The organism is Burkholderia sp. CCA53 (assembly GCF_001685525.1).
In the GTDB taxonomy this organism is placed as follows: domain Bacteria; phylum Pseudomonadota; class Gammaproteobacteria; order Burkholderiales; family Burkholderiaceae; genus Burkholderia; species Burkholderia multivorans.
The window spans coordinates 1,716,978-1,737,178 of record NZ_BDDJ01000001.1; the positions used below are offsets into that span (position 1 = coordinate 1,716,978).

16 protein-coding genes are annotated in these 20,201 nt (G+C 68.0%); 3 read left to right on the forward strand and 13 right to left on the reverse strand.

All coding sequences use genetic code 11. The annotated features are described in order from the left end of the window. The first annotated feature begins 203 nt into the window (after nucleotides 1-203). On the forward strand, nucleotides 204-1,154 hold the full coding sequence (locus BCR55_RS08005) for an AraC family transcriptional regulator (protein WP_006407207.1): 951 nt from the start codon (nucleotides 204-206) through the stop codon (nucleotides 1,152-1,154). Between the two features lie 13 nt (nucleotides 1,155-1,167). On the opposite strand, the gene BCR55_RS08010 is transcribed toward BCR55_RS08005, so the two are convergent. From BCR55_RS08010 to argB, 13 genes are all read right to left on the reverse strand, one after another. Then, nucleotides 1,168-2,226, reverse strand: a complete 1,059-nt coding sequence (locus BCR55_RS08010; protein ID WP_065494419.1) for a M48 family metallopeptidase — start codon at nucleotides 2,224-2,226, stop codon at nucleotides 1,168-1,170. Then, complete coding sequence (locus BCR55_RS08015; RefSeq protein WP_006407205.1) at nucleotides 2,216-3,637, reverse strand: AmpG family muropeptide MFS transporter; 1,422 nt, start codon at nucleotides 3,635-3,637, stop codon at nucleotides 2,216-2,218. Before BCR55_RS08015 ends, BCR55_RS08010 begins: the two co-directional genes overlap by 11 nt. Nucleotides 3,638-3,778: 141 nt before the next feature. After that, nucleotides 3,779-4,387 carry a methionine biosynthesis protein MetW gene (gene metW, locus BCR55_RS08020; protein WP_006401872.1) on the reverse strand — a complete coding sequence of 203 codons (609 nt, stop codon included), beginning with the start codon at nucleotides 4,385-4,387 and terminating at the stop codon, nucleotides 3,779-3,781. Further along, nucleotides 4,384-5,529 (reverse strand): homoserine O-acetyltransferase, encoded by a 1,146-nt coding sequence (locus BCR55_RS08025; protein ID WP_006401873.1) that lies wholly within the window; start codon nucleotides 5,527-5,529, stop codon nucleotides 4,384-4,386. Before BCR55_RS08025 ends, metW begins: the two co-directional genes overlap by 4 nt. Before the next feature lie 289 nt (nucleotides 5,530-5,818). Then, nucleotides 5,819-8,809: an autotransporter outer membrane beta-barrel domain-containing protein gene (locus BCR55_RS08030; protein WP_065494926.1), complete on the reverse strand. Its 2,991-nt coding sequence runs from the start codon at nucleotides 8,807-8,809 to the stop codon at nucleotides 5,819-5,821. 568 nt (nucleotides 8,810-9,377) lie between these two features. Beyond that, entirely contained in the window at nucleotides 9,378-9,917 is a 540-nt protein-coding gene (locus tag BCR55_RS08035) for a fimbrial protein (RefSeq protein WP_006407200.1), read from the reverse strand. Nucleotides 9,918-10,149: 232 nt separating this feature from the next. Further along, nucleotides 10,150-11,193 carry a fimbrial protein gene (locus BCR55_RS08040; protein WP_065494420.1) on the reverse strand — a complete coding sequence of 348 codons (1,044 nt, stop codon included), beginning with the start codon at nucleotides 11,191-11,193 and terminating at the stop codon, nucleotides 10,150-10,152. Further along, a complete protein-coding gene (locus tag BCR55_RS08045) occupies nucleotides 11,190-13,913 on the reverse strand; it encodes a fimbria/pilus outer membrane usher protein (protein ID WP_006407198.1) in 2,724 nt (907 codons plus the stop codon). Before BCR55_RS08045 ends, BCR55_RS08040 begins: the two co-directional genes overlap by 4 nt. Before the next feature lie 70 nt (nucleotides 13,914-13,983). Then, nucleotides 13,984-14,748, reverse strand: a complete 765-nt coding sequence (locus tag BCR55_RS08050) for a molecular chaperone (RefSeq protein WP_053297810.1) — start codon at nucleotides 14,746-14,748, stop codon at nucleotides 13,984-13,986. A gap of 93 nt (nucleotides 14,749-14,841) precedes the next feature. Further along, the gene (locus BCR55_RS08055; RefSeq protein WP_006407196.1) at nucleotides 14,842-15,405 is read right to left on the reverse strand and encodes a fimbrial protein; all 564 of its coding nucleotides are present in this window, start codon (nucleotides 15,403-15,405) and stop codon (nucleotides 14,842-14,844) included. A gap of 452 nt (nucleotides 15,406-15,857) precedes the next feature. Beyond that, entirely contained in the window at nucleotides 15,858-16,523 is a 666-nt protein-coding gene (gene slmA / locus BCR55_RS08060) for a nucleoid occlusion factor SlmA (protein WP_065494421.1), read from the reverse strand. Continuing rightward, nucleotides 16,490-17,281 (reverse strand): pyrimidine 5'-nucleotidase, encoded by a 792-nt coding sequence (locus BCR55_RS08065; protein ID WP_065494422.1) that lies wholly within the window; start codon nucleotides 17,279-17,281, stop codon nucleotides 16,490-16,492. The genes slmA and BCR55_RS08065 overlap by 34 nt, the downstream gene beginning before the upstream one ends. Beyond that, on the reverse strand, nucleotides 17,278-18,177 hold the full coding sequence (gene argB, locus BCR55_RS08070) for an acetylglutamate kinase (RefSeq protein ID WP_006401887.1): 900 nt from the start codon (nucleotides 18,175-18,177) through the stop codon (nucleotides 17,278-17,280). The genes BCR55_RS08065 and argB overlap by 4 nt, the downstream gene beginning before the upstream one ends. A 293-nt stretch (nucleotides 18,178-18,470) precedes the next feature. On the opposite strand from argB, the gene BCR55_RS08075 reads away from it, so the two are divergent. Next, the gene (locus tag BCR55_RS08075; RefSeq protein WP_006407190.1) at nucleotides 18,471-18,695 is read left to right on the forward strand and encodes a cysteine-rich CWC family protein; all 225 of its coding nucleotides are present in this window, start codon (nucleotides 18,471-18,473) and stop codon (nucleotides 18,693-18,695) included. Between the two features lie 99 nt (nucleotides 18,696-18,794). After that, entirely contained in the window at nucleotides 18,795-20,198 is a 1,404-nt protein-coding gene (locus BCR55_RS08080; protein WP_006407189.1) for an ATP-binding protein, read from the forward strand. Nucleotides 20,199-20,201 lie beyond the last annotated feature (3 nt).

Here is a 20,201-nt window from a genome sequence, read left to right on the forward strand (position 1 = left end):
ATCCGGCAAAACGGACGGCACGCCGCGCGGTGTGGCGACGCGGCGAGACAGGTCCCCATCGTAAGGAGCGCGGCGCCGCGATGAAATACACGAAGGTCTCGAACCTTTGCCTATTCCTCTTGAATTTCTCGCGAAAGGCCGTCGAAACGCTGACACGGTGCTAAATTGCGAGCCAGATTCTCTTGCAGTACAGGAACTTGCCGATGAGTTTCCAGCCCCTTTTTGCCGATTCGGCCGACCGCGTGCGGCGCCGCATGATCGAGCTGCATACGCGTCTCGCGCCGAACGAGGGCGACACGCCGGCCGCGATCGACGGCGTGCGCTTCATCCGCGTGAGCCGTCCGGCGCCGCGCTTGCCGGTGCTCTACGAGCCGAGCATCGTCGTCGTCTGCCAGGGTCGCAAGTTCGGTTATCTCGGCGAGCGCTCGTTCGTGTACGACGCGCAGCAGTACCTCGTGCTGTCGGTGCCGCTGCCGTTCGAATGCGAGACGCATGCGAGCGCCGACGAGCCGTTCCTCGCGATCTCGATCCGCGTCGATCTCGCCGTGATCGCCGAGCTGGCGATCCTGCTCGACGAGACGCTCGGCGCGGCCGTCAGCGAACCGCACGGCGTCTATTCGACGCCGCTCGACGCGCCGCTCGCGGACGCGGTGCTGCGGCTGCTCGAGACGCTCGCGTCGCCGCACGACACGCGCGTGCTCGGGCCGTCGATCATGCGCGAGATCGCGTATCGCGTGCTGACCGGCGCGCAGGGCGACGCGATTCGCGCGGCGCTCGTCCAGCAGCATCATTTCGGCCGGATTGCGAAGGCGCTGCGACGCATTCATGCGGACCTGCGGGCCGACCTCGACGTCGAGACGCTCGCCCGCGAGGCCGGAATGAGCCTCGCAGTATTCCATGCGCAGTTCAAGCACGTGACGGCGACGTCGCCGATGCAGTACGTGAAGACCGCGCGGCTGCATCAGGCGCGGCTGATGATGGTGCAGAACGGTCTGGGGGCGGGCGCCGCGGCCGCGCGCGTCGGCTATGCGAGTGCGTCGCAGTTCAGCCGCGAGTTCAAGCGGCTGTTCGGGCGCAGCCCCGGCGACGAGGTGCGCGCGATGCGCGAGAGCAGCGAGCGCGTGGCCGCCGCGGCTACTGCGGCGCAGCGATAGGCGCCCGCGCCGCTCAGCGCCGCACGACCTTGCGCCGCTGCGCGCTGATGCCCGCGTAGTCGGGCAGCGCATCGACGCGCTTGCCGATCGCCTTCGCGTACAGCGGCATCAGGTCCGGCAGCCGGTTCAGCAGATCCTGGCGGCGCGATGCGCCGTACGGATGCGTATAGATGAAGCCGGCCGCCTTGTTCGCGCGCGTGGCGGCCGCGAGCTTCTCCCACAGCGTGATCGCCGCGCGCGGATCGAAGCCGGCGCGCGCGGCGATGTCGCCGCCGATCACGTCGGCCTCGGTCTCGTCGGTCGGATCGTAGCGCAGCGTCTGCAGACGTTCGCCGAGATGCAGCGATTGCGGCAGCGGATCGCCGACGCCGAACAGCGGCGGCAGCGTCGCCGCGCGCAGCGACGTCTGCGACGTTGCGCCGAAGTTGCTGCGCGCATGTTCGCGCAGCGCGTGCGCGATGCCGTGTGCGATCAGCACGCCGAGCTCGTCGTCGTTCAGGCGCACGCGATCGAGCAGGCCCGTATACACGAGGATCTTGCCGCCCGGCAGGCACGTCAGGCGGATGTCGCGCGAGCGGATCGCGTTGACGTCCCACGTCCAGCCCTTCACGCGATCGTTCCATTTGACCGAGTACGGCGCGAGTTTCGCGACGATCGCGTGCAGGCGTTTCATCCGCGGCTGGCTGGCGGGCAGCAGCCGTTTCTCGTCGGCGGCCGTCTGCACGATCTGCGCGTATTCGCTCGCGGTGAGCTGTTCGAGCAGCGGCGACGGAATCAGCGAGCGGAACGCAATCGCGTTGCCGAGACGCACTTGCTGCGGCGCCGGCGTGTAGGCCTTCCCGGATGCCGCCGCGCCGCTCGGCTGTGTCGCGTCGGCCGCGGGCGCCGGTGCGGGCGTGGCCGCGGCGGGCGCCGGTGCGGCAGGCGCAGCGGACGGTGCCGCGCCGGTTGCATTGCCCGTTGCGTTGCCGGCCGCGTCGGTCGCCTGCGCGGCCGGTACGCCGAGCGCAGCCGCGCCGACGCTCAGCGACGCGACGAGACGCGCGAGAGCGCGCAGCCGATCATTGCGCACGGCTGGCCTCGCCGTTGCGTGCGGTGCCGTTCCACGGCGCGATCCAGAACAGCAGCAGCATGCCGGGGATGCCGAGCGCGGTGCAGACGAGGAAGTAGTCGAACCAGCCGATCTTCGCGACGATGAAGCCGCTCGCGGCCGACGCGAGCGTGCGCGGCACCGATGCGAGACTCGTGAACAGCGCAAACTGCGTCGCCGTGTAGCGCGGATCGGTCGTGCTCGCGATATACGCGACGAACGCGGCCATCGTCAGGCCCGTCGCGAACGTCTCCGCGCCGTAGACGATCGCGAGTGCGACCGTCATCGGGCTGAAATGCGGCGTGACCGCGACACCGAACACCGACAGCCCCGACGCGATCGCATGGCTCGCCGCGACCGTGAAGTCGTAGAGCACCGCGAGCACCGGCGAGCCGGGGCCGAGCTGTGCAAGCCACGCGAAGCCGAGCGTCGAGACCATCTGCAGCACGCCGAAGATCCACAGCCCGCGGCCGATCCCGATCTTCACGAGCCATACGCCGCCGATGATGCCGCCGGCCACGCTCGCGACGAGTGCGGTCGTTTTCGCGACGATCCCGATTTCGGTCCGCGTGAAGCCGACGTCGAGGAAGAACGACGTCGACAGCGTGGTGGCCATCGTATCGCCGACCTTGAACAGGAAGATGAATGCGATCACGAGCAGCGCGCCGGCCCAGCCGTCGCGCTGGATGAATTCGCGAAACGGCAGCACGATCGCGTCGCGCAGGCTGCGCGGCGGCGAGCCGACCACGTCGGGCTCGCGCACGACGAGCGTCATCAGGATGCCGGGCAGCATGAACGCGCCGGTGACCGCGAACACGACGTCCCATGGCAGGTGATCGGAGAGGATCAGCGACAGCGAGCCGGGGATCAGCGCGGCGATCTTGTATGCGTTCACATGCACCGCATTGCCGAGCCCCTGTTCGGTGTCGCGCAGCAGTTCGCGCCGATAGGCGTCGATCACGATGTCGGAGCTCGCGCCGAAGAACGCGACGAGCGTGGTCAGCGCGGCGACCGTCCAGATCGAGTCGCGCGGCGACACGAAGCCGAGCGCCGCGATCGCACCGGCGACGAGCACCTGCGTGAGCAGCATCCAGCCGCGCCGGCGGCCCGGCCGCCAGCCGGGCAGGCGCGGGATGTAGCGGTCCATCAGCGGCGCCCACAGGAACTTCCACGTATAAGGGAACTGGATCAGCGCGAACAGGCCGATTTCCTTCAGGTTCACGCCTTCGGAGCGCAGCCATGCCTGCACGAGATAGACGAGCGTGAAGAGCGGCAGGCCCGACGTGAAGCCGAGAAACACGCAGATCAGCATGTGCGTGTTCAGGTAGGCGCGCCAGCCGGGATGTTCCTCGTGAGCGGTGAGTGCGGGCGCCTCGTGTGGCGTTTTCGACATGGATGACAGAAACCGGATAGCGTTGGCGGATTGCGGCGGCAGGGCAGGCAGCCGCGCGCGGCGCGAAGCCGGGCCCGCGCGTGCGGGCGAACCGGCGCGGCCGGAACTGCCGGCCGGGCGTCCCGTCAACGGCTTCCCGGCTCAGCTGCGCTTGACGCGGTAGACAGCAAGACTACCACGCCAGTTCGCTCCCCATCGAATCGGCTGACCTTCGTGCAGCACGACGCGGTCGAGGATCGTGATGCCGACTTCCGGGGCGAGCGCCTCGAAATCCTTGATCGTCAGCACGCGCACGTTCGGCGTGTTGTGCCACTGGTACGGCAGCGATTTCGACACCGGCATCCGGCCGCGCAGCACCGACAGCCGGTGCGCCCAGTAGCCGAAGTTCGGGAACGACACGATGCATTCGCGGCCGACGCGCGCCGTTTCGCGCAGGATCGCGGCCGTCTGGTGGATCGTCTGCAGCGTCTGCGAGAGGATCGCGAAATCGAAGCTGTGATCCTCGAACAGGCGCAGCCCGTCCTCGAGGTTCTGCTGGATCACGTTGATCCCGTTCTTCGCGCTCGCGAGCACGCCCGCGTCGTTCAGCTCGATCCCGTAGCCCGTCACGTCGAGTTCTTCCATCAGCAGCGACAGCAGCGAGCCGTCGCCGCAGCCGAGGTCGAGCACCGTCGAGCGCGGTTCGACCCAGCGCGCGATCGCGCGGAAGTCCGCGCGCGCGGACAGGGAGTTCAGCGCCTGCTGGTTCATGCACCCACCTCGTTGGCGATTCGTTCGTAATACGCGCGGATCAGGTTGTGATAGCGCGCGTCGTCGAGCAGGAACGCGTCGTGGCCGTGCGGCGCATCGATCTCCGCGTAGCTGACCGTTCGCTTGTTGTCGAGCAGCGCCTTCACGATTTCGCGCGAGCGTGCGGGCGCGAAGCGCCAGTCGGTCGAGAAGCTCGCGATCAGGTATTTCGCCTGCGTGTGCGCGAGCGCGGCCGTCAGATTGCCGTCGAACGCCTTCGCCGGATCGAAGTAGTCGAGCGCGCGCGTGATCAGCAGATAGGTGTTCGCGTCGAAGTAGTCGGCGAACTTGTCGCCCTGATAGCGCAGGTACGACTCGACCTCGAACTCGACGTCGAAGCTGAAGTTGTACGCGTCGAGCGCGCCGTCCGCGCGGCGCAGTGCGCGACCGAATTTCTCGGCCATGTCGTCGTCGGACAGATAGGTGATGTGGCCGATCATCCGCGCGACGCGCAGCCCGCGCTTCGGCTTCACGCCGTGCGCGTAGTAGTCGCCGCCGTGGAAATCCGGATCGGACAGGATCGCCGAACGCGCGACCTCGTTGAACGCGATGTTCTGCGCGGACAGCTTCGGCGTCGACGCGATGTCGATGCAGTGCGCGACGCGCTCCGGATACATCAGGCTCCACGCGAGCGCCTGCATGCCGCCGAGGCTGCCGCCCATCACCGCGGCGAAGCGTTCGATGCCGAACGCGTCGGCGACGCGCGCCTGCGCGTGTACCCAGTCTTCGACGGTGACGACCGGAAAGCGCGCGCCGTACGGCTTGCCGGTCGACGGGTCGATGCTCATCGGGCCGGTCGAGCCGAAGCACGAGCCGAGGTTGTTCACGCCGATCACGAAGAAGCGGTTGGTGTCGAGCGGCTTGCCGGGGCCGACCATGTTGTCCCACCAGCCGGTGCTGCGCGGATCGTCCGCGTAGACGCCGGCGACGTGATGCGACGCGTTGAGCGCGTGGCAGACGAGCACCGCGTTCGAGCGCGCGGCGTTGAGCTCGCCGTAAGTCTCGACGACGAGCTGATAGTTGCCGATCACGCTGCCGCTTTGCAAGCGCAGCGGTTCGGCGAAGTGCATGGTCTGTGGAGCGACGATGCCGATCGATTCCATTCGTTCCGCCTTATGACTGGGCGGCTAAACGGTGTCGGCGATGCGCGGAGTCGAAGATGCGCGGCTGACGACCTCTTTAGCCGCATTTGTAGTGAACCGCCGGGGAACGACGCATCGATGCATCGACGCCCCGGCCGGTTCGCGCGCCCGCAATCGAGTCAGCAAATCGGCGCGCTTCCGACATGCCGCCCAGGTGGCGGCAGTCGGCAGAGTATAGCGGAAATTGTCGGGGCGGGAAGCGCCGCCGCCGCGGCATCGACGGCCGCGGCGGCGGCGGGCCGCCCGCGTGTCATCGCCAGCGATACTTCGCGGCGAGCTGCCCCTTCACCGTCGCGTAGTTCGAGAAGTTCGAGTCGACGCCGACGCTCGCCGACACGGACAGGTTGCGCGTGAACTGGCCGGTCGCGCCGAGCTTGAACTCCGCGCGATCGCGCGGCATGCGCAGCTCGAACGGGTTGCCGTCGACGCTCAGCCGGTGCGATCCCGGCCCGTGCCACCAGTTGGCCTCGATGAACGGGCGCAGCGCCTGCGACGCCGAGATCGGCGTGACGCCATGCACGCGCACGCCGATGCGTGCGAGCACGTCGTTCGAACGCTGCACGCCGATGTAGCCGCCCGGCGAATCGTGGCCCTTCGCCTGGTAGTTCGCATAGACGATCTGGGCGGCCGGTTCGACGAAAAAGCGCGAACGGCCGTCGTCGTACACGCCGAACGCATAGCCGCCTTCGACCGATGCGGTGATCGTGCGCGACCGGTAGCTGTCGCCCGGCAGGCTGCCGCCGATGCGATTGCTGTATGCGCCGAACATCAGCCACGTATCGACATGAGGCCCGGTCAGGATGTCGCGGTTGCCGTACCAGGTCGCGTACAGGCCGGCGTTGTAGCCGTCGATGCTGCCGCGCGCCGTGGCGGGCATATAACGTTGCGCGACCGGATTCCACAACGTGCGCGTCGACCAGCTCGTCGCGCTCGCGTACAGCCCCATCGCGCCGATTCTGAAGCTGCCGCCGCGGCCGTCTTCGAGCCGGAACATGTCCGCCCCGAGGTGAAGCAGACGACCGTTGCCGCTGACGCTGCGGCCGCCGCTGCCGTTGCCGCCGCCGAGCGACGTGGACTGCCCTTGGGCGCGCAGCCATACGGCGCCGTCGCGCGCGTTCTCGTCGGTCTCGGCGCGCAGCGTCTGATCGCTGCGCTCGTGCAGCGTATGGATCGGCATCAGGATCGCGGCGTCCGCGTTCGCGAGATAGGCGTCGGGTTCCGGCGCGATCGCGCGCACGGGCGGCGGCGGCACGACTTCGGGCTTCGGCGGCACGGTTTCCGGTTCGACCGGCTGCGGCGGTGCAGGCGGCGTGGGCGGCTCAGGCGGCGCCGGCTTGGCCGCGGACACGAGGTACCAATCGTCCGCGTGGCCGGACGCGCCGCCGCGCGTCAGCATGTAGTCGTAACCGCCTGCCGAGATCGTGCCGAAATCCTTGCGATAGCCGTCGGACGCGGCGTCGAGCGCGAATGCGGCCGCCTCCGTGGTGCCGCCGTTGCGGGTTTCGACGAGCGGGATGCCGACCGTCGTCGCCGCGCCGTCGCCGCTCGTGCGCTTCAGGACGAGCGCGGTGTTGCCCGACGCGTGTCCGCCGTCGATCACGAGCTTGTCGCTCGGCGCGAGATCGTCGCCGTATACGGTATTGAGCACGACCCTGCCGTCCTGCGCCGCATAGTCGCCGTGGATCACCAGCGTCTTGTGTGCGCCGCCGGACGGCGCGGCGAACGCAATCGTGGACCGATCGAGCTTGACGCCTTGCACGGCGGAATCGCCGGTGACGGTCCACTGGCTGCCGTCCCGCATCGACACCGCGCCGACGGCCTGCGTCGCGCCTTCCCACGCCGCGCCGCGCGATAGCGCGACGTTCGTGACTACGGGCGTCGGGGTGCCGTCCTCGGCCGGCACGTTGACGATATTGCCGCGCGCGGTCGCGTTGTCGAGCAGGAGATGCACCGGCTCGCCGGCCTTGGCCGCGACGGCGAGCAGCGTGCCGTTGCCGCCCTCGATGTGTGCGCCGCCGGAGGCGCGCACGAGGCCGGCGGTCGCTTCGATCGCGCTGCCTTGCGCGCTGACGATCGAGCCGCCTTCGACGTGCAGTTCGCCGTTGAACAGGCCGGCGCCGGCCGCGTGCTCGCCTTCGGTGCGCACCGCCGTGTTCACGAGGTCGACCAGGCCGCCGTAGCTTGCCTGCACGCCGCGCGCGCGGGCACCGTGGGTGGTGATGGTGCTGTCGACCACGCTGGCGACGGAGTCGTCGCGCACCGACAGCACGCCGATCGCCCTGTCGCCGTGCGTGTCGATGCTGCTGCGGGCCACCGACACCTCCGCGCCGTCCCGCGCGATCGCGCCGGCTGCGCCGAGGCCGTGCGTGGTGACGCGCGAGTCGGCGACGTCGAGCTGCGCGCTGAGCGCGCCGAGCACCAGCTCGCGCGACGCATAGAGGCCGTGCGAGCTTTCGCCGGTCGTGATCACGTCGGTGCGCGCCATCGTCAGCGCGCCTTCGCGCAGGTTCACGCCCGGAGCGAGGAACCCGTTGGTGCGCAGCGTCGAGTCGGTAACCGAGATCGTGTTCTCGCCGATCTGGTTGATCGCCGACGACTCCGTGCCCTCCGCGGTGACGTCGACCCGTTCGAGCGTCGCATGGTTGCCGTCCGAATCGGACGACAGGCCGTGCGCGTACGCGCCGACGGTGCGGATCCGCGTGTCGGCGACCGAAACCGATGCGCCCGGGCCCGGGCCGAGGTAGATGCCGTATGCCTCCTGGCCGAGCGTGTCGATCGAGCCGCCGGTCATGTCGAGCCGGTTGCCGGTGCCGTACATGCGCACGCCCGCGCCGTGGGCGTCGAGCGTATTGATGGTGGTGTTGTCGAGCCGCGCGCTGGCACCGTCGGGCAAGCCGCTGCCGTTGAACAGGTACAGACCGTAGGCCGAATTTCCGGTCGTGTGCACCTGGCTGTCGCCCAGTTCGATGCGCGAGCCGGGGCCCTCCACGGACAGGCCCATCGCGCCGTTGCCCTTCGAAAACACGCGCACGGGGCCCGCCGATGTCATCGAGCCGCCGTCGCTGACGTTCAGCACCGAATCGTAGTTGACGGTCGCGTAATCGCCGGCCGCGATCTCGACGTGCTCGCCGATCGCGTACTGCGGGTTGTTGACGACCTGCGCGACCGCGGGCAACGGCGCGAGGATCGCGGCGATCAGCGCGGAGCAGACCGATCTCGGTACGGGCGGCCGGCCTGGCATGCCGGCAGCCGCGCACAAGCCGACGCCGGCCCGACGCGTCGCGGCATGCGCGTTCGCGCGAAGGGGGAGGGATGCAGTCATGAGTCTCGAGAAAGGTGAGTGAAAGATAAAATTAAATCAATCGAGCTAAATCCCGGCAATAGGACGTGTCTGGAATTGGGGCGGCGATGGAGTGGAGGCGATGACGTGGACGCGATGAAAGCCAGGCAATGAATGAGGGCGCGTCGCGACGAGCGGTGCCGGCGTGCGGCACGCGGATCGTGCAGCCCTGCGGCAGGCGCGAGGTTGCGCTTCGGCTTTGACGCCGCGGTATCGTCAGGTCATGCCGCGGTACGCGCGACATCGCGGCTCGTGAGGTGGGCGTCGCAGTCGGATCCGGCGGCGCGCAGTGCAAGGCGGCCGGCGAGCGTCGATCGAAGCCGCGCGGTGCGGGCGGCCGCTCGATGCGGCTGTTGGCCGGTGCGTGCCGGCAAGGCCGGAGGTAACCGACTTTGCCGTCGCGTGCCGGAAGATGCATCGCGATCCCGGGCCCGTGTTCGCTCCGGGCCCAGGATCGTCGTACGGCGCGTTACTGATAGGCGATCGAGTACATCACCGACGTCTTCACCGAGCCGGCCGTGGCCGGCCCGCCCACTGCGACGTATTGCGCGAAATACGCGAGCGTCGCCGCGCCGTTCTGGAGCGCGACCGGCTTCGAGTTTTCGTTGGCCGAGCCGAGTTTGATGATGCTCGTGTCCGCGTTCAGAACGTTCACCTCGATGGGCGTTGCGGTGCCTTCCGCGTTGATCAGGTTGCCGCTCGCCGTGTTGATGGTGTCGCCCGGTTCGAAGTGCGTATAGACGTTCCCGGTCGCCGGCGAGCAGTTCGTCAGGCTGATCGTGAACGGCGTGCGGCCTGCGCTTTTGCCGCCCTGATCCAGCGCCGTGATCGAGACCGGCGGCAGTGCGACGGTGAAGTTCGGGTTGCCGCTGTTGTTGCCGCTGATCTTGCAGGTCTGGGCCTTGATGGTGCCCGTGAACGTGATCTCGCCGTTGGCTGCATGCGAAACCGACGGTGCGAGCGACGCGAATGCCGCCACGGCGACGAGCGAGCGAAGAGTTGCTTTCATGAGTTCTCCATATGGACATCGGTAAATCAATGAAGCGAAGCGGCCGGCGCCGTGTTGCAGGGCATGGTCGAACCGGTTTCCGGCCATTCGCGTCATCGGGGGAATCCGGCTGCCTGCATTGCGCAGGCGTCCGGAAACGGTTGTCGTCCGGCATCGTTCGACAGGGAGCGCAAACGCTGCCGGGCGAGCATCGGGTCAGGCCGCGCGCTGCACGGCCTTCGATGGTCGGTGCTCACTGGTAGCTCAGCGTGAACGACGCCACGCCTTTGACCGATCCGGCCGTCACCGCGCCGGTGGCGATGTACTGGGCGGTCAACGGAATGCCGGTCGTGCTGCCCGACGCGCCGAGATGCCACTGATTGAGGTTGCCGGGGCTCGAGCTGTCGGGCCCGAAGCTGACCGGTACGCCGCCCGGCCTCAGCAGCCGCAACTGGACGCCCGAAGCGGTCGAGCCGGGCGCGAGCGTCAAGCGATCGGTCGTGTTGCCGGGTTGAGTCAGGTCGGTCAGCGTCACGTAGACGTTCGTGCCGGGCGAGCAGGACAGGCCGACGTTGAATGGCTTGTCGCCCGCGGTCGATCCGGGCGTCGGTAGCCGTGACGTATAGATGCGGTCCAGTTGCACGGACGTGTCGGACAGCGTGGCGCGGCAGCTCTGCGGCAGCGAGGTGAGCGTTATCGGGCCGTTATGCCAAAAGATGTTGACGCTGCGGCCGGTGAGTGTCGCGTTGTTGACGATCCTGAATAAGCCGAACGTATCGTTGATGCCCCCCTGCGCCAGGTAGGGAGGCGGGTTGTAGATCAGGTCGTTCAGCTTCACGAGTTCGATCTTGAATTGCACCGTGCCGGAGATCGGGGCCGTGCCGGTCCGGGGCGGCATCCATTGCACGAGTCCGTGGCTGATATCGTTCTTCATTCGCTGCCCGGTGTTCAGGTTGGTGACCCGGATCCCGAGGCCGAAGTTGGCGAAGTGGTACAGGTCGCCGGGCACGCTCGTCGAAGACTTGTACATCGTGCTATAGACGAAGCTCCAGCCGGAAGGACTGGTTGTCGGCGGACAACTGTAGCCGATCGTCATGATGGTCGAGGCGAGTACCGTGCCGTCCGGCGCGCCGGCCGGCACGCCGATCCACTGCGGGAAGCCGAAGCGGACCGAGTGGTCGTTCACCGCCGGTACGTACGAGCAATATTGCGCATGGGCGGGCGCGGCCCACGCGATGGCGACCAATATTGCGGACAGCCAACGGACGATGTGTCTGCGTTGCACCGATCGAATCATTGCGAGATTTCCTTCATGGCGGAGGGGTTCCGGGATGCCGACACGTGCGTGTCGGCATGCTGCGTCGGCACGGCTGCTTCGCTGGCGTCGCTCACGGCCGGCCGCGAGGACAGCGGAATCGCGTACGACGGCGCGTCGGCCAGTGCGCCGCTGCCGCAGGTCGCATCGACGCGCGCATAGTCCGCGTCCTTGTGCGGCGCCGTCGGAAGCCGGTACGAAAACGAGCAGGCGTCCTGCGGGCCGTTGCCCCACTTCGCGGTCAGCACGCCGCTGTCCGGGATGCCGCGCACGAACAGGTGGCTGCTCTGCGCGATCACGCCGACGCTGGCGCCGCTGCTGTCGAACACGTGGGTGCCGAACGGCAGCGGCTTGCCGTCCGGCAGGCGCGGCGTGATCAGCGCCGAGCGGCCGGTCGTGGTGGCGAAGCGCACGGCCACGAGCGCATTGGCGCGCGGCGCGATCTGCTGGCTCGTCGATTGCAGCTCGACGTCGAGCGGAATGCCCTTCGGATCGATGCTGATCGTGTTCAGCGTGTAGGGCGTCAGCGACGGCACGATCGCATAGCCGCGGCCGTCGATGCGGGTGCCCGTGCCGCTCGTGACGCGCGCGCCTTTCGCGTCGCGCGCTTCGACGAGCGCAGCCGTTTCGCCGAGGTCGTTGGCGAGCGTGATGCCGCCGGCATGCGCGACGACTGCGCCGGACAGGCCGGCAGAGAACTGCGATTGCCCGGTGCCGCCCGATGCGCCCGCCGATACGCTCGCATACGGTGCGCGATATTGCGCGGTACCGCCGCCGTTCAGCGTGCCCGGCGTGCGGCTGCCCGTGACGCCGTACGAGAATTCGCCGCTCTCGCCGGCGGAGCCGGTCAGCCCGACCAGTTGCGACGTGCCGCCGCGCGTGTCGCGTGACAGCGAAGCCGACAGCGTCGGCGCATACGCGCGCTTGCCCAGCGGGATCGTCACATTGGCGTAGAGCAGGTTGCTGAACGCCTGCGAAAAGCCGTCGCGCTGGCGCGAGAACGACAGGTTGTAGCCGACGTTCTGGCCGGCCAGCTTCAACGTGTTGCTGTAGCCGAACTGGAGGCTCGTCGTCGAACCCGGCTGATTCCAGTAGTTCTGCATCGACCCGATCGCATACGCGCTGCCCCAGCGCGTGCCGAAGCTCTGGCTGACGGTCAGTTGCAACTGGCTGCGTTCGCGTGCGACGTCGTCGGGGTTGCGGCCGGCCGCCGCCGCGCTGCGCGCATAAAACGCGTTGCGCGCCGTCCAGAAGCCGCGCGACGAGTAGCGATAGGCGGCGATCGCGATATTGGTGTCGGTCGCCGGCAGCCGCTTGCTGTAGGTGACGCGGGCGCTCTGGCCGGTCGTCGCGGCGGCGCCCGGAATGTCGGCTTTCGCCTGCGTGAAGTCGACCGCGAACGCACCCCAGTGCGTATTGAACGCGCTGCCGACGAGCCCCGCGACATAGCCGCGCGCCGCGATCATGCCCGCGTAGCCGGTGAACAGGTTGCTGAAGCCGTGCTGGATCGTCGCCTGAGAGAAGTTCGGGTGCGCATCGACCAGCGGCTCGCGGAACTGGCCGAGCGCGACGCTGAAGCGCGTATTTCCTTCGCGCAGCGACTGCGATACGGACGCATACGGCACCGTGAAGCTGTGTGTGCTGCCGTTCGCCTCGGTGACCGTCACCAGCAGGTTGCCGCCATAGCCGGTCGGATAGAGATCGTTGATCTCGAACGCGCCGGGCGGCACGTTGGTTTCGTACAGCGTGTTGCCGTTCTGCGAAATCTTCACGTGCGCGTTGCTGTTCGCGACGCCGCGAATCAGCGGCGCATAGCCGCGCAGCGAGTCGGGCAGCATGCGGTCGTCGGTGGCGATCGTAACGCCGCGCAGCCCGACGCTGTCGAAGATCGAGCCGTCGGTGAACACCTCGCCGAACGTGACCTGGCTGCGCAGCGCCGGCAGGTCGCGCTGAACGTAGGTCGACACCGGGCTGTAGCGGCCGGCATTGCCCGAACTCCACATATACGAGCCGTTGTGCCGCAGATGCCAGCCGGCGACGTTGATGCCGCCGTTCAGGCCGAGGTAGGCCTGCGTGCTCGAGCGTCCGAAAGACGACGAGCGGTAGGTGTTGAAGTTGTACTTCAGCGTGGCCGACGGAATGCCGGCGTCCCACAGTTCGGGACTCACGTAGCCGCGCGGCCGACGTTGCAACGCAGCCTGCGGAATGGTCAGATCGAGGCGGAATTCTGCTTGATCGAAACGGTACGACGCGCCGTCGGCGAGCAGCGCGAAGCGTCCGCACTCGCCGGCCTGGATCTTCGCGAGCTCGGCGCGGCCGGCCTCAGTCAGCGCGGCGTCGTCGAGCGCGATGCGGGTCGCGAGCGACGTGTCGACGCACAGCGAGGCGTCGTCGCCGCCCGGCGCACCGACGAATCGGACGGCCGAGCGGCCGATCCAGGTGCCGTTCAGCACGATATCGGCCGTGTATTGGCCGGGCGCGACCGGATTGCCGCGCGCGAATCGCGACACGTCGATGCGCTGGCCCTGGCCCTTCAGCAGCAGCGCGTCGCTAAAGCGGACTTCGGGCGCCTGCCGTGCTTCCGAAGCAGCGGCCCAGCCGGCATGCGTGGCGGCGACGCCGCCAAGCGCCGCCAGTACGCACGCATGACTCGGCTTGAGCGCGAACTGCAATCGCTCGCGCGACTTGATTGACTTGCGCATCCGGTAAAGGATCCTGTTGGATGAAGAATTTCCTGGGTGCCGGCGTGGACGCCTGCGCGACGGGCGCCGGTTATCTGGCGGGTTGAGGCACGGCCTTGCCGGCAACGCCGGTGCCGTAGTCGTCGAGATACGTGTAGTCGACTTCCACCGGGCCGCCGGGCAGGGCCGTGAGCCCGTCGATGCCGAACGTGGCGGTCGCGCCGGGGTCGACCATTCCGCCGAGCAGATTCGTTCGGACCGTATTGCCCGTCTTGAGCGCGACGCGGCTGAACGTGACGTGGTAAGGCGTCGGGTTGTGCGCTTCGAGGCCGTAGCGGCCGCCGTCGATGCGTGCGAGCTTCCACGTGACCTTCGACGGAGCGTCGGCGGCGCTGCTTTCCAGCGCGGCCGGCCGGAAGAACAGCTTGATGCGCGAACGGAACGCCAGTTGCAGCGCGTTGGGCTGCGCTTCGGCGTTGTCGGCTTCGGGTGGGACTTCGAGCACGTTGAGCCAGAACAGCGATTCCCTGTGTTGCGGAAGTGCGTCTTTCGTGTAGAGCACGCGCAGGCTCTGGCCCTGGCCGGGATCGATGCGGAACAGCGGCGGCGTGAGGATGAACGGCGCGTTCGTTTCGTCGGGCAGCGCGTTGGCATTGCCCGCATCGATCCACGCCTGAACCAGCGCCGGCTTTTCCCCTTCGTTGGTGAGCCTCACCGTCACTTCGCGGTCCTTTTCCGGATAGACGACGCGTGTGCCGCCAATCACGACGCTCGCCTGAGCGCTTCCGGCGACGAGCGAGACGAGCGTAGCGACGGCGAGCGTCCACGCTTTCCATTTTCCGGCGTATCGATTCATATTGATCTGGAGTGGCGGAGTAATCGAATGCGGCAATTCGGCGATCGGGTTATTCAAAAAAAGAAAAAACCGATCGCCGAGATTTACCGACCTTTATTGATAAACGAGCGAATAGAGAACCGAGGTGTTGACGGAGCCGGAGCCTGCGGCGCCGCCCGTCGCGACGTATTGCGCGATGTACTCGAGCTTCGCCGAGCCCGACGCGATCGCGACCTTCGCGGTGTTTTGCGACGGATGGCCGACGCCGAGCTTGATGACGCTGCGGTCCTTGTTGAGCAGCCCGACTTCGACGTTCTGCGCGGTGCCCGACGCGTTTTTCAACTGGCCGGTTGCGGCGTTGACCGTCGTGCCCGGTTCGAAGTAGGTCGACACGTTGCCGCTGCCCGGCTGGCAGTTGGTCAGCATGATGTTGAACGGCGTATCGCCGGTTCTCGTGCCCGCCGAACCGAGCGACGACGCGACGATTTCAGGCAGCGCCACCGTGAAGTTGGGGCCGCCGGTGCTGTTGCCGGAAATCTTGCAGGTCGTGCCGGAGATGTCGCCGGTCACCGTGATGGTGCCGTCCTGCGCGTGGGCGGCCGGCAGCGCGCAGATGCCGGCTACCAGCAGAGCGGCGCGCAGCGCCCGGGGTAATCCTTGAGTCGAAAATTGAACCATCGTTCTGAATCTCGCAGGTTGGTTATGAACGAATTCGAAATGTTTCAATCATTTGTCATTTCGGTGCTTTGTAATGCGAATGAAAGAAAATTTCTGCGAGATTTTCGCTTTGGCGGTATGACGGGGCAAGTTGGATGAGTACGAAAAATTATCGAAAGCGAGATTGATAAGACCGGTTTTGTTTTGAGATTTTTCGTCTCGATTTATTTTGTCGATTCGATCGGAAATCGTTATCCCGCTCGGGCTGCGTGTGCGCGGCCTGCTCGAAGCGGACGACGTGCGGCCGGTCGCGGGCCGGGTGTCGGGCGATCGGCAAGGGAGGAGGAGGAGGGCGCGGCATGCGTGCGGCACCCCCGATGCGCGGCTTCGGACGGGTTCGACCGGCCGCCGCGGATGAACGGCCGAGCGATCGGGCGATCGGGCGCGCGGCGCGGCCGCGTGCCGCCGATGCGTTACTGGAGGATCAGTTGCAACTTCTGTTCGGCAAGTTCGCCGGGCGGTTTCGTGAAGCCGCTGCGCGTGTAGCGCTGCCACGCGCCGACCGCGTAGCCGACGAGGAGGCTCGCGCGAACGGCCGGATCGTAGCCGGCCGGAAGCGGCGCGCCGCTGCCGGCGGCCGCCGTGCGCTCGGCCAGCGCGACGCGCAGGCACTGCCGGACCGATGCCTCGATCCGCTCGAGCATGCGATCGATGCGCTCGGCGAGCCGCTCGTGCTCGCCGACGAGCGCCTCGCCGGTCAGCACGCGCGTCATGCCGGGGTTCTTCGCCGCGAAATTGAGCAGCATCATGCCGATCGCGCGCGCCTGGAGCACGCCGTCGGGCTCCTTCGCGGCGATCTGGTTGATCAGCCCGAAGAACGTTTCTTCGATGAATTCGATCAGGCCGTCGTACATCTGGGCCTTGCTCGCGAAATGCCGGTAGAGCGCGGCTTCGGACACGTCGAGCCGTGCCGCGAGCGCGGCCGTCGTGATCTTCTCGCGCTTCGGCGCCTCGAGCATCGACGCGAGCGTCTGCAGGATCAGCATGCGGCGCTCGCCCGGCTTCGGTCGGGCGCGCGCTCGCGCGGGTGTGGCCTGGTCGTCCGTTACGCAGTGGTCCTGCGGGTGAGTCGGCTGCATTTTTGTCGCCCCGATCGAGTGCCCAGTCGGAGCGATTTTAGCGAACGAATCCGCCGGTCGACATAATGCGGGCGGCCGGTGGCCGGCAGATGGCCCGGCAGGTGGCCGGTGATCCACACCGTGCCGATGCCGAGGCGCTTGTAGCGCTTCAGGTGGCCGCGCGTATCCTCGACGAGGATCGCGTCGGTCAGCCGCGCGTGCGCGGCGCGCAGCGCGCGGCGCAGCATCGTGTGGTCGGGCTTCGCGCGCCAGGTGCGGCGGTCGCGCATGTGCTCGATCGCGATCACGCGCTCGAACAGCCGCTCGATGCGCAGCTCGCGCAGCACCGCGCGCGCATAGCGCTCCGGCGCGTTGGTCAGCACGATCTTGCGGCCCGGCAGGGCGGCGACGATGCGCGCGAGGCCGCGCTCGGCGCGCAGCATCGCCGGCAGGTCCGAAAACGTGTGGACCGCGCGCAGGAAGTCGTGCGGATCGATCGGATGATGGCGCGTGAGGCCGAGCAGCGCGGCGCCGTAGCGCTGCGTGTAGCCGGTGCGCAGGCGGTCGGCTTCGGCGCGATCGACGCCGAGCGTGTCGATGATGTATTGCGTCATCGCGCGGTTGATCTCGGGAAAGATCGCGTGCGATGCGTGGTGCAGCGTGTTGTCGAGATCGAACAGCCACACCGGCGCGCCGGCGTGCGGCCGGCTGCGCGAGATGCGCCGGCGCCGCAGCGGGGCCGGCAGGTCCGGACTGGCCGGCGGGCGGCGCGTGCTCAATGCGAGCGGATCATCGTGCCGAACGGCTGCTCGGTCAGGATTTCGAGCAGCACCGAATGCTCGATGCGGCCGTCGACGATATGGACCGATTTCACGCCGCTCTTCGCTGCGTCGAGCGCCGACGAGATCTTCGGCAGCATGCCGCCCGAAATCGTGCCGTCTTCGAACAGCGCGTCGATCTCGCGCGCGGACAGATCGGTCAGCAGGTTGCCTTCCTTGTCCATCACGCCCGGGATGTTGGTCATCATCACGAGCTTTTCGGCGTTCAGCACCGTCGCGAGCTTGCCGGCGACGAGGTCCGCGTTGATGTTGTACGACAGGCCGTCTTCGCCGAAGCCGATCGGCGAGATCACGGGGATGAAGGCGTCGTCCTGCAGCGCCTTCACGACGGCCGGGTTGATCGCCTCGACTTCGCCGACCTGGCCGATGTCGATGTACTCGCCCGGATTGTCGCGGTCCGGCATCAGCAGCTTGCGTGCATGGATCAGGCCGCCGTCCTTGCCGGTCAGGCCGACCGCATGGCCGCCGAAGTGATTGATCAGCATCACGATGTCCTGCTGCACTTCGCCGCCCAGCACCCATTCGACGACTTCCATCGTCTCTTCGTCGGTCACGCGCATGCCCTGGATGAACGTGCCCGCCTTGCCGATCTTCTTCAGTGCGTGATCGATCTGCGGACCGCCGCCGTGGACGATCACCGGATTGATGCCGACCAGCTTCAGCAGGATCACGTCGCGCGCGAAGCCCTGCTTGAGCCGTTCTTCCGTCATCGCATTGCCGCCGTATTTGATGACCACGGTCTTGCCGTGATAGCGGCGGATATACGGCAGCGCCTCGGCAAGGATTTCTGCTTTCAGCGTAGGGGCGATCTGCGAGAGGTCGAGGGGCTCGGACATGGCGGCGGCTCTGGCTGGGAACGGTTGAAACAGGGCGAATTGTACAGGAGTGGCGCAGCGCAGCATCGGTTTTTGGGTCGGCCGAACGGCCGGTGCCGAGCGCCGCGCAGAACGCGCGGCGCCCCGCCAGTCATGGCCGGGCGGCCTGTGCGCGGCGCCGGCCGTGCAGCGATCGGCCCGGATGCGCACCCGCGTGCGATGCGCCTCGGCCGATCGGCCGACGTGCAAAATCCGGCTGCCGCGCTATGCTTGTCGCGTAGGGCGCTGCGTCGCCCGTTTCCGCGATTTTCGTCATGACCGATTCCGCCGCCGGCGCCCGTTCGGTTCCGCGTCGCGTGCGCTGCGCGCGCTGCGGGCGCGGCTTCGATTGCGGCGCGCACACGCAGCCGTTCGAGTGCTGGTGCGCGTCGATGCCGACGCCGCCCGGTGCGCCGCCGTCGGCACCCGGCGTGCGCTGCCTGTGCCCCGAATGCCTCGCCGCCGAGATCGCGCAACGGATGGCGGGCGCGCCCGGCTGACGCGCAACGCGCGAAACCGGCGGCGAACGATCGTGCCGGCGCGCGGCCGCGATCCGGCCCCGCTGGAGGCGCCGCACGCGAAACGGGTAAACTGCCCGGATGCAACGAATCACCACCACCGGGCGCGTCAATCTGAGTCATCTGTTCTGGCTGCGCAATCTCGCGATCATCGGCCAGCTCGTGACGATCGGCGTCGTGCAGACGTATTTCGGCGTGCATCTGCCGCTGCCGGCGATGCTGATGGTCATCGCGCTCGAAATCGTCTTCAACGCGCTGACATGGGTGCGCGTGTTGCGCGCGCGTCCGGAGACGAACTTCGAGCTGCTCGGCCAGCTGTGGGTCGACCTCGGTGCGCTGTCGGCGCTGCTGTTCCTGTCGGGCGGCACGACGAATCCGTTCGTGTCGCTGTATCTGCCGTCGCTCGCGATTGCGGCGGCCGTGCTGCCGTGGCATCTGATGATCTGGCTCGCGGCGTTTGCCGTCGCCTGCTACGCGGCGCTCGGTTTCGATTCGGTGCCGCTGAACATGGACAATCCGGCGAACCTGTTCGACTACTACCGCACCGGGATGTGGGTGAACTTCATGGTGAGCGTCGGGCTGATCGCGTGGTTCGTCGCGCGCATGTCGAATGCGCTGCGGCAGCGCGATTCGGCGCTCGGCGACGCGCAGCAGCGGCTGCTGCGCGACGAGCGCGCGGTCGCACTCGGCGTGCAGGCCGCGACGGTCGCACACGAAATGGGCACGCCGCTGTCGACGATCGCGATGCTCGCCGAGGAACTGCGCGACGCCGCGCGCGACGATCCGGGGCTCGCGCGCTACGAGGCCGACCTGAAGGTGCTCGAAGAACAGATGATGCTGTGCACGTCGGCGCTCGCGCGCCTGCGCAGCCGCGCGAGTGCGCCGGCGAGCCGGCAGCCGGTCGACGAGTGGCTCGACACCTTCGTCGAGCACTGGCGCCTGCGGCATCCGCACGTGCAGTTCGAGCTGCTCGGGGCGCGCCCGTCCGGCGTCGCGCTCGACGATACGGTCGCGGCCGGCCAGATCCTGACGATCCTGCTCGACAACGCGGCGCGCGCGAGCCCGCACCGCGTGACGCTGGCCGCGAAGGTCGTGCACGATCGCACGCCCGACCAGATTGCATTCGAAGTATGCGACGACGGGCCCGGCATTCCGGCCGCGCTGCGCGAATCGCTCGGCGCGATGCCGGTCGACAGCACGCAGGGCGGGCACGGTGTCGGCCTGTATCTCGCATTCAGCGCGGCGGCGCGTCTGGGCGGCGAGATCGAGCTGTCCGACGTGACGCCGCGCGTCGGCGGCGCGGCACGTGCCGGCGCCGCCACGGCGGCGGCCGCGCAGGCATCGGGTCAGAGCGCTGCGCCGGGCGAACGCGCGGCAGGCGCGGACGGCCGGCCGGCCGCCGGCGGCCGCGGCACGCGCGCGGTGTTGCGACTGCCGGTCGCGCGCATCGCGGTGCAGCCGGCGGCCGCCTCCAACCACACGTAGACG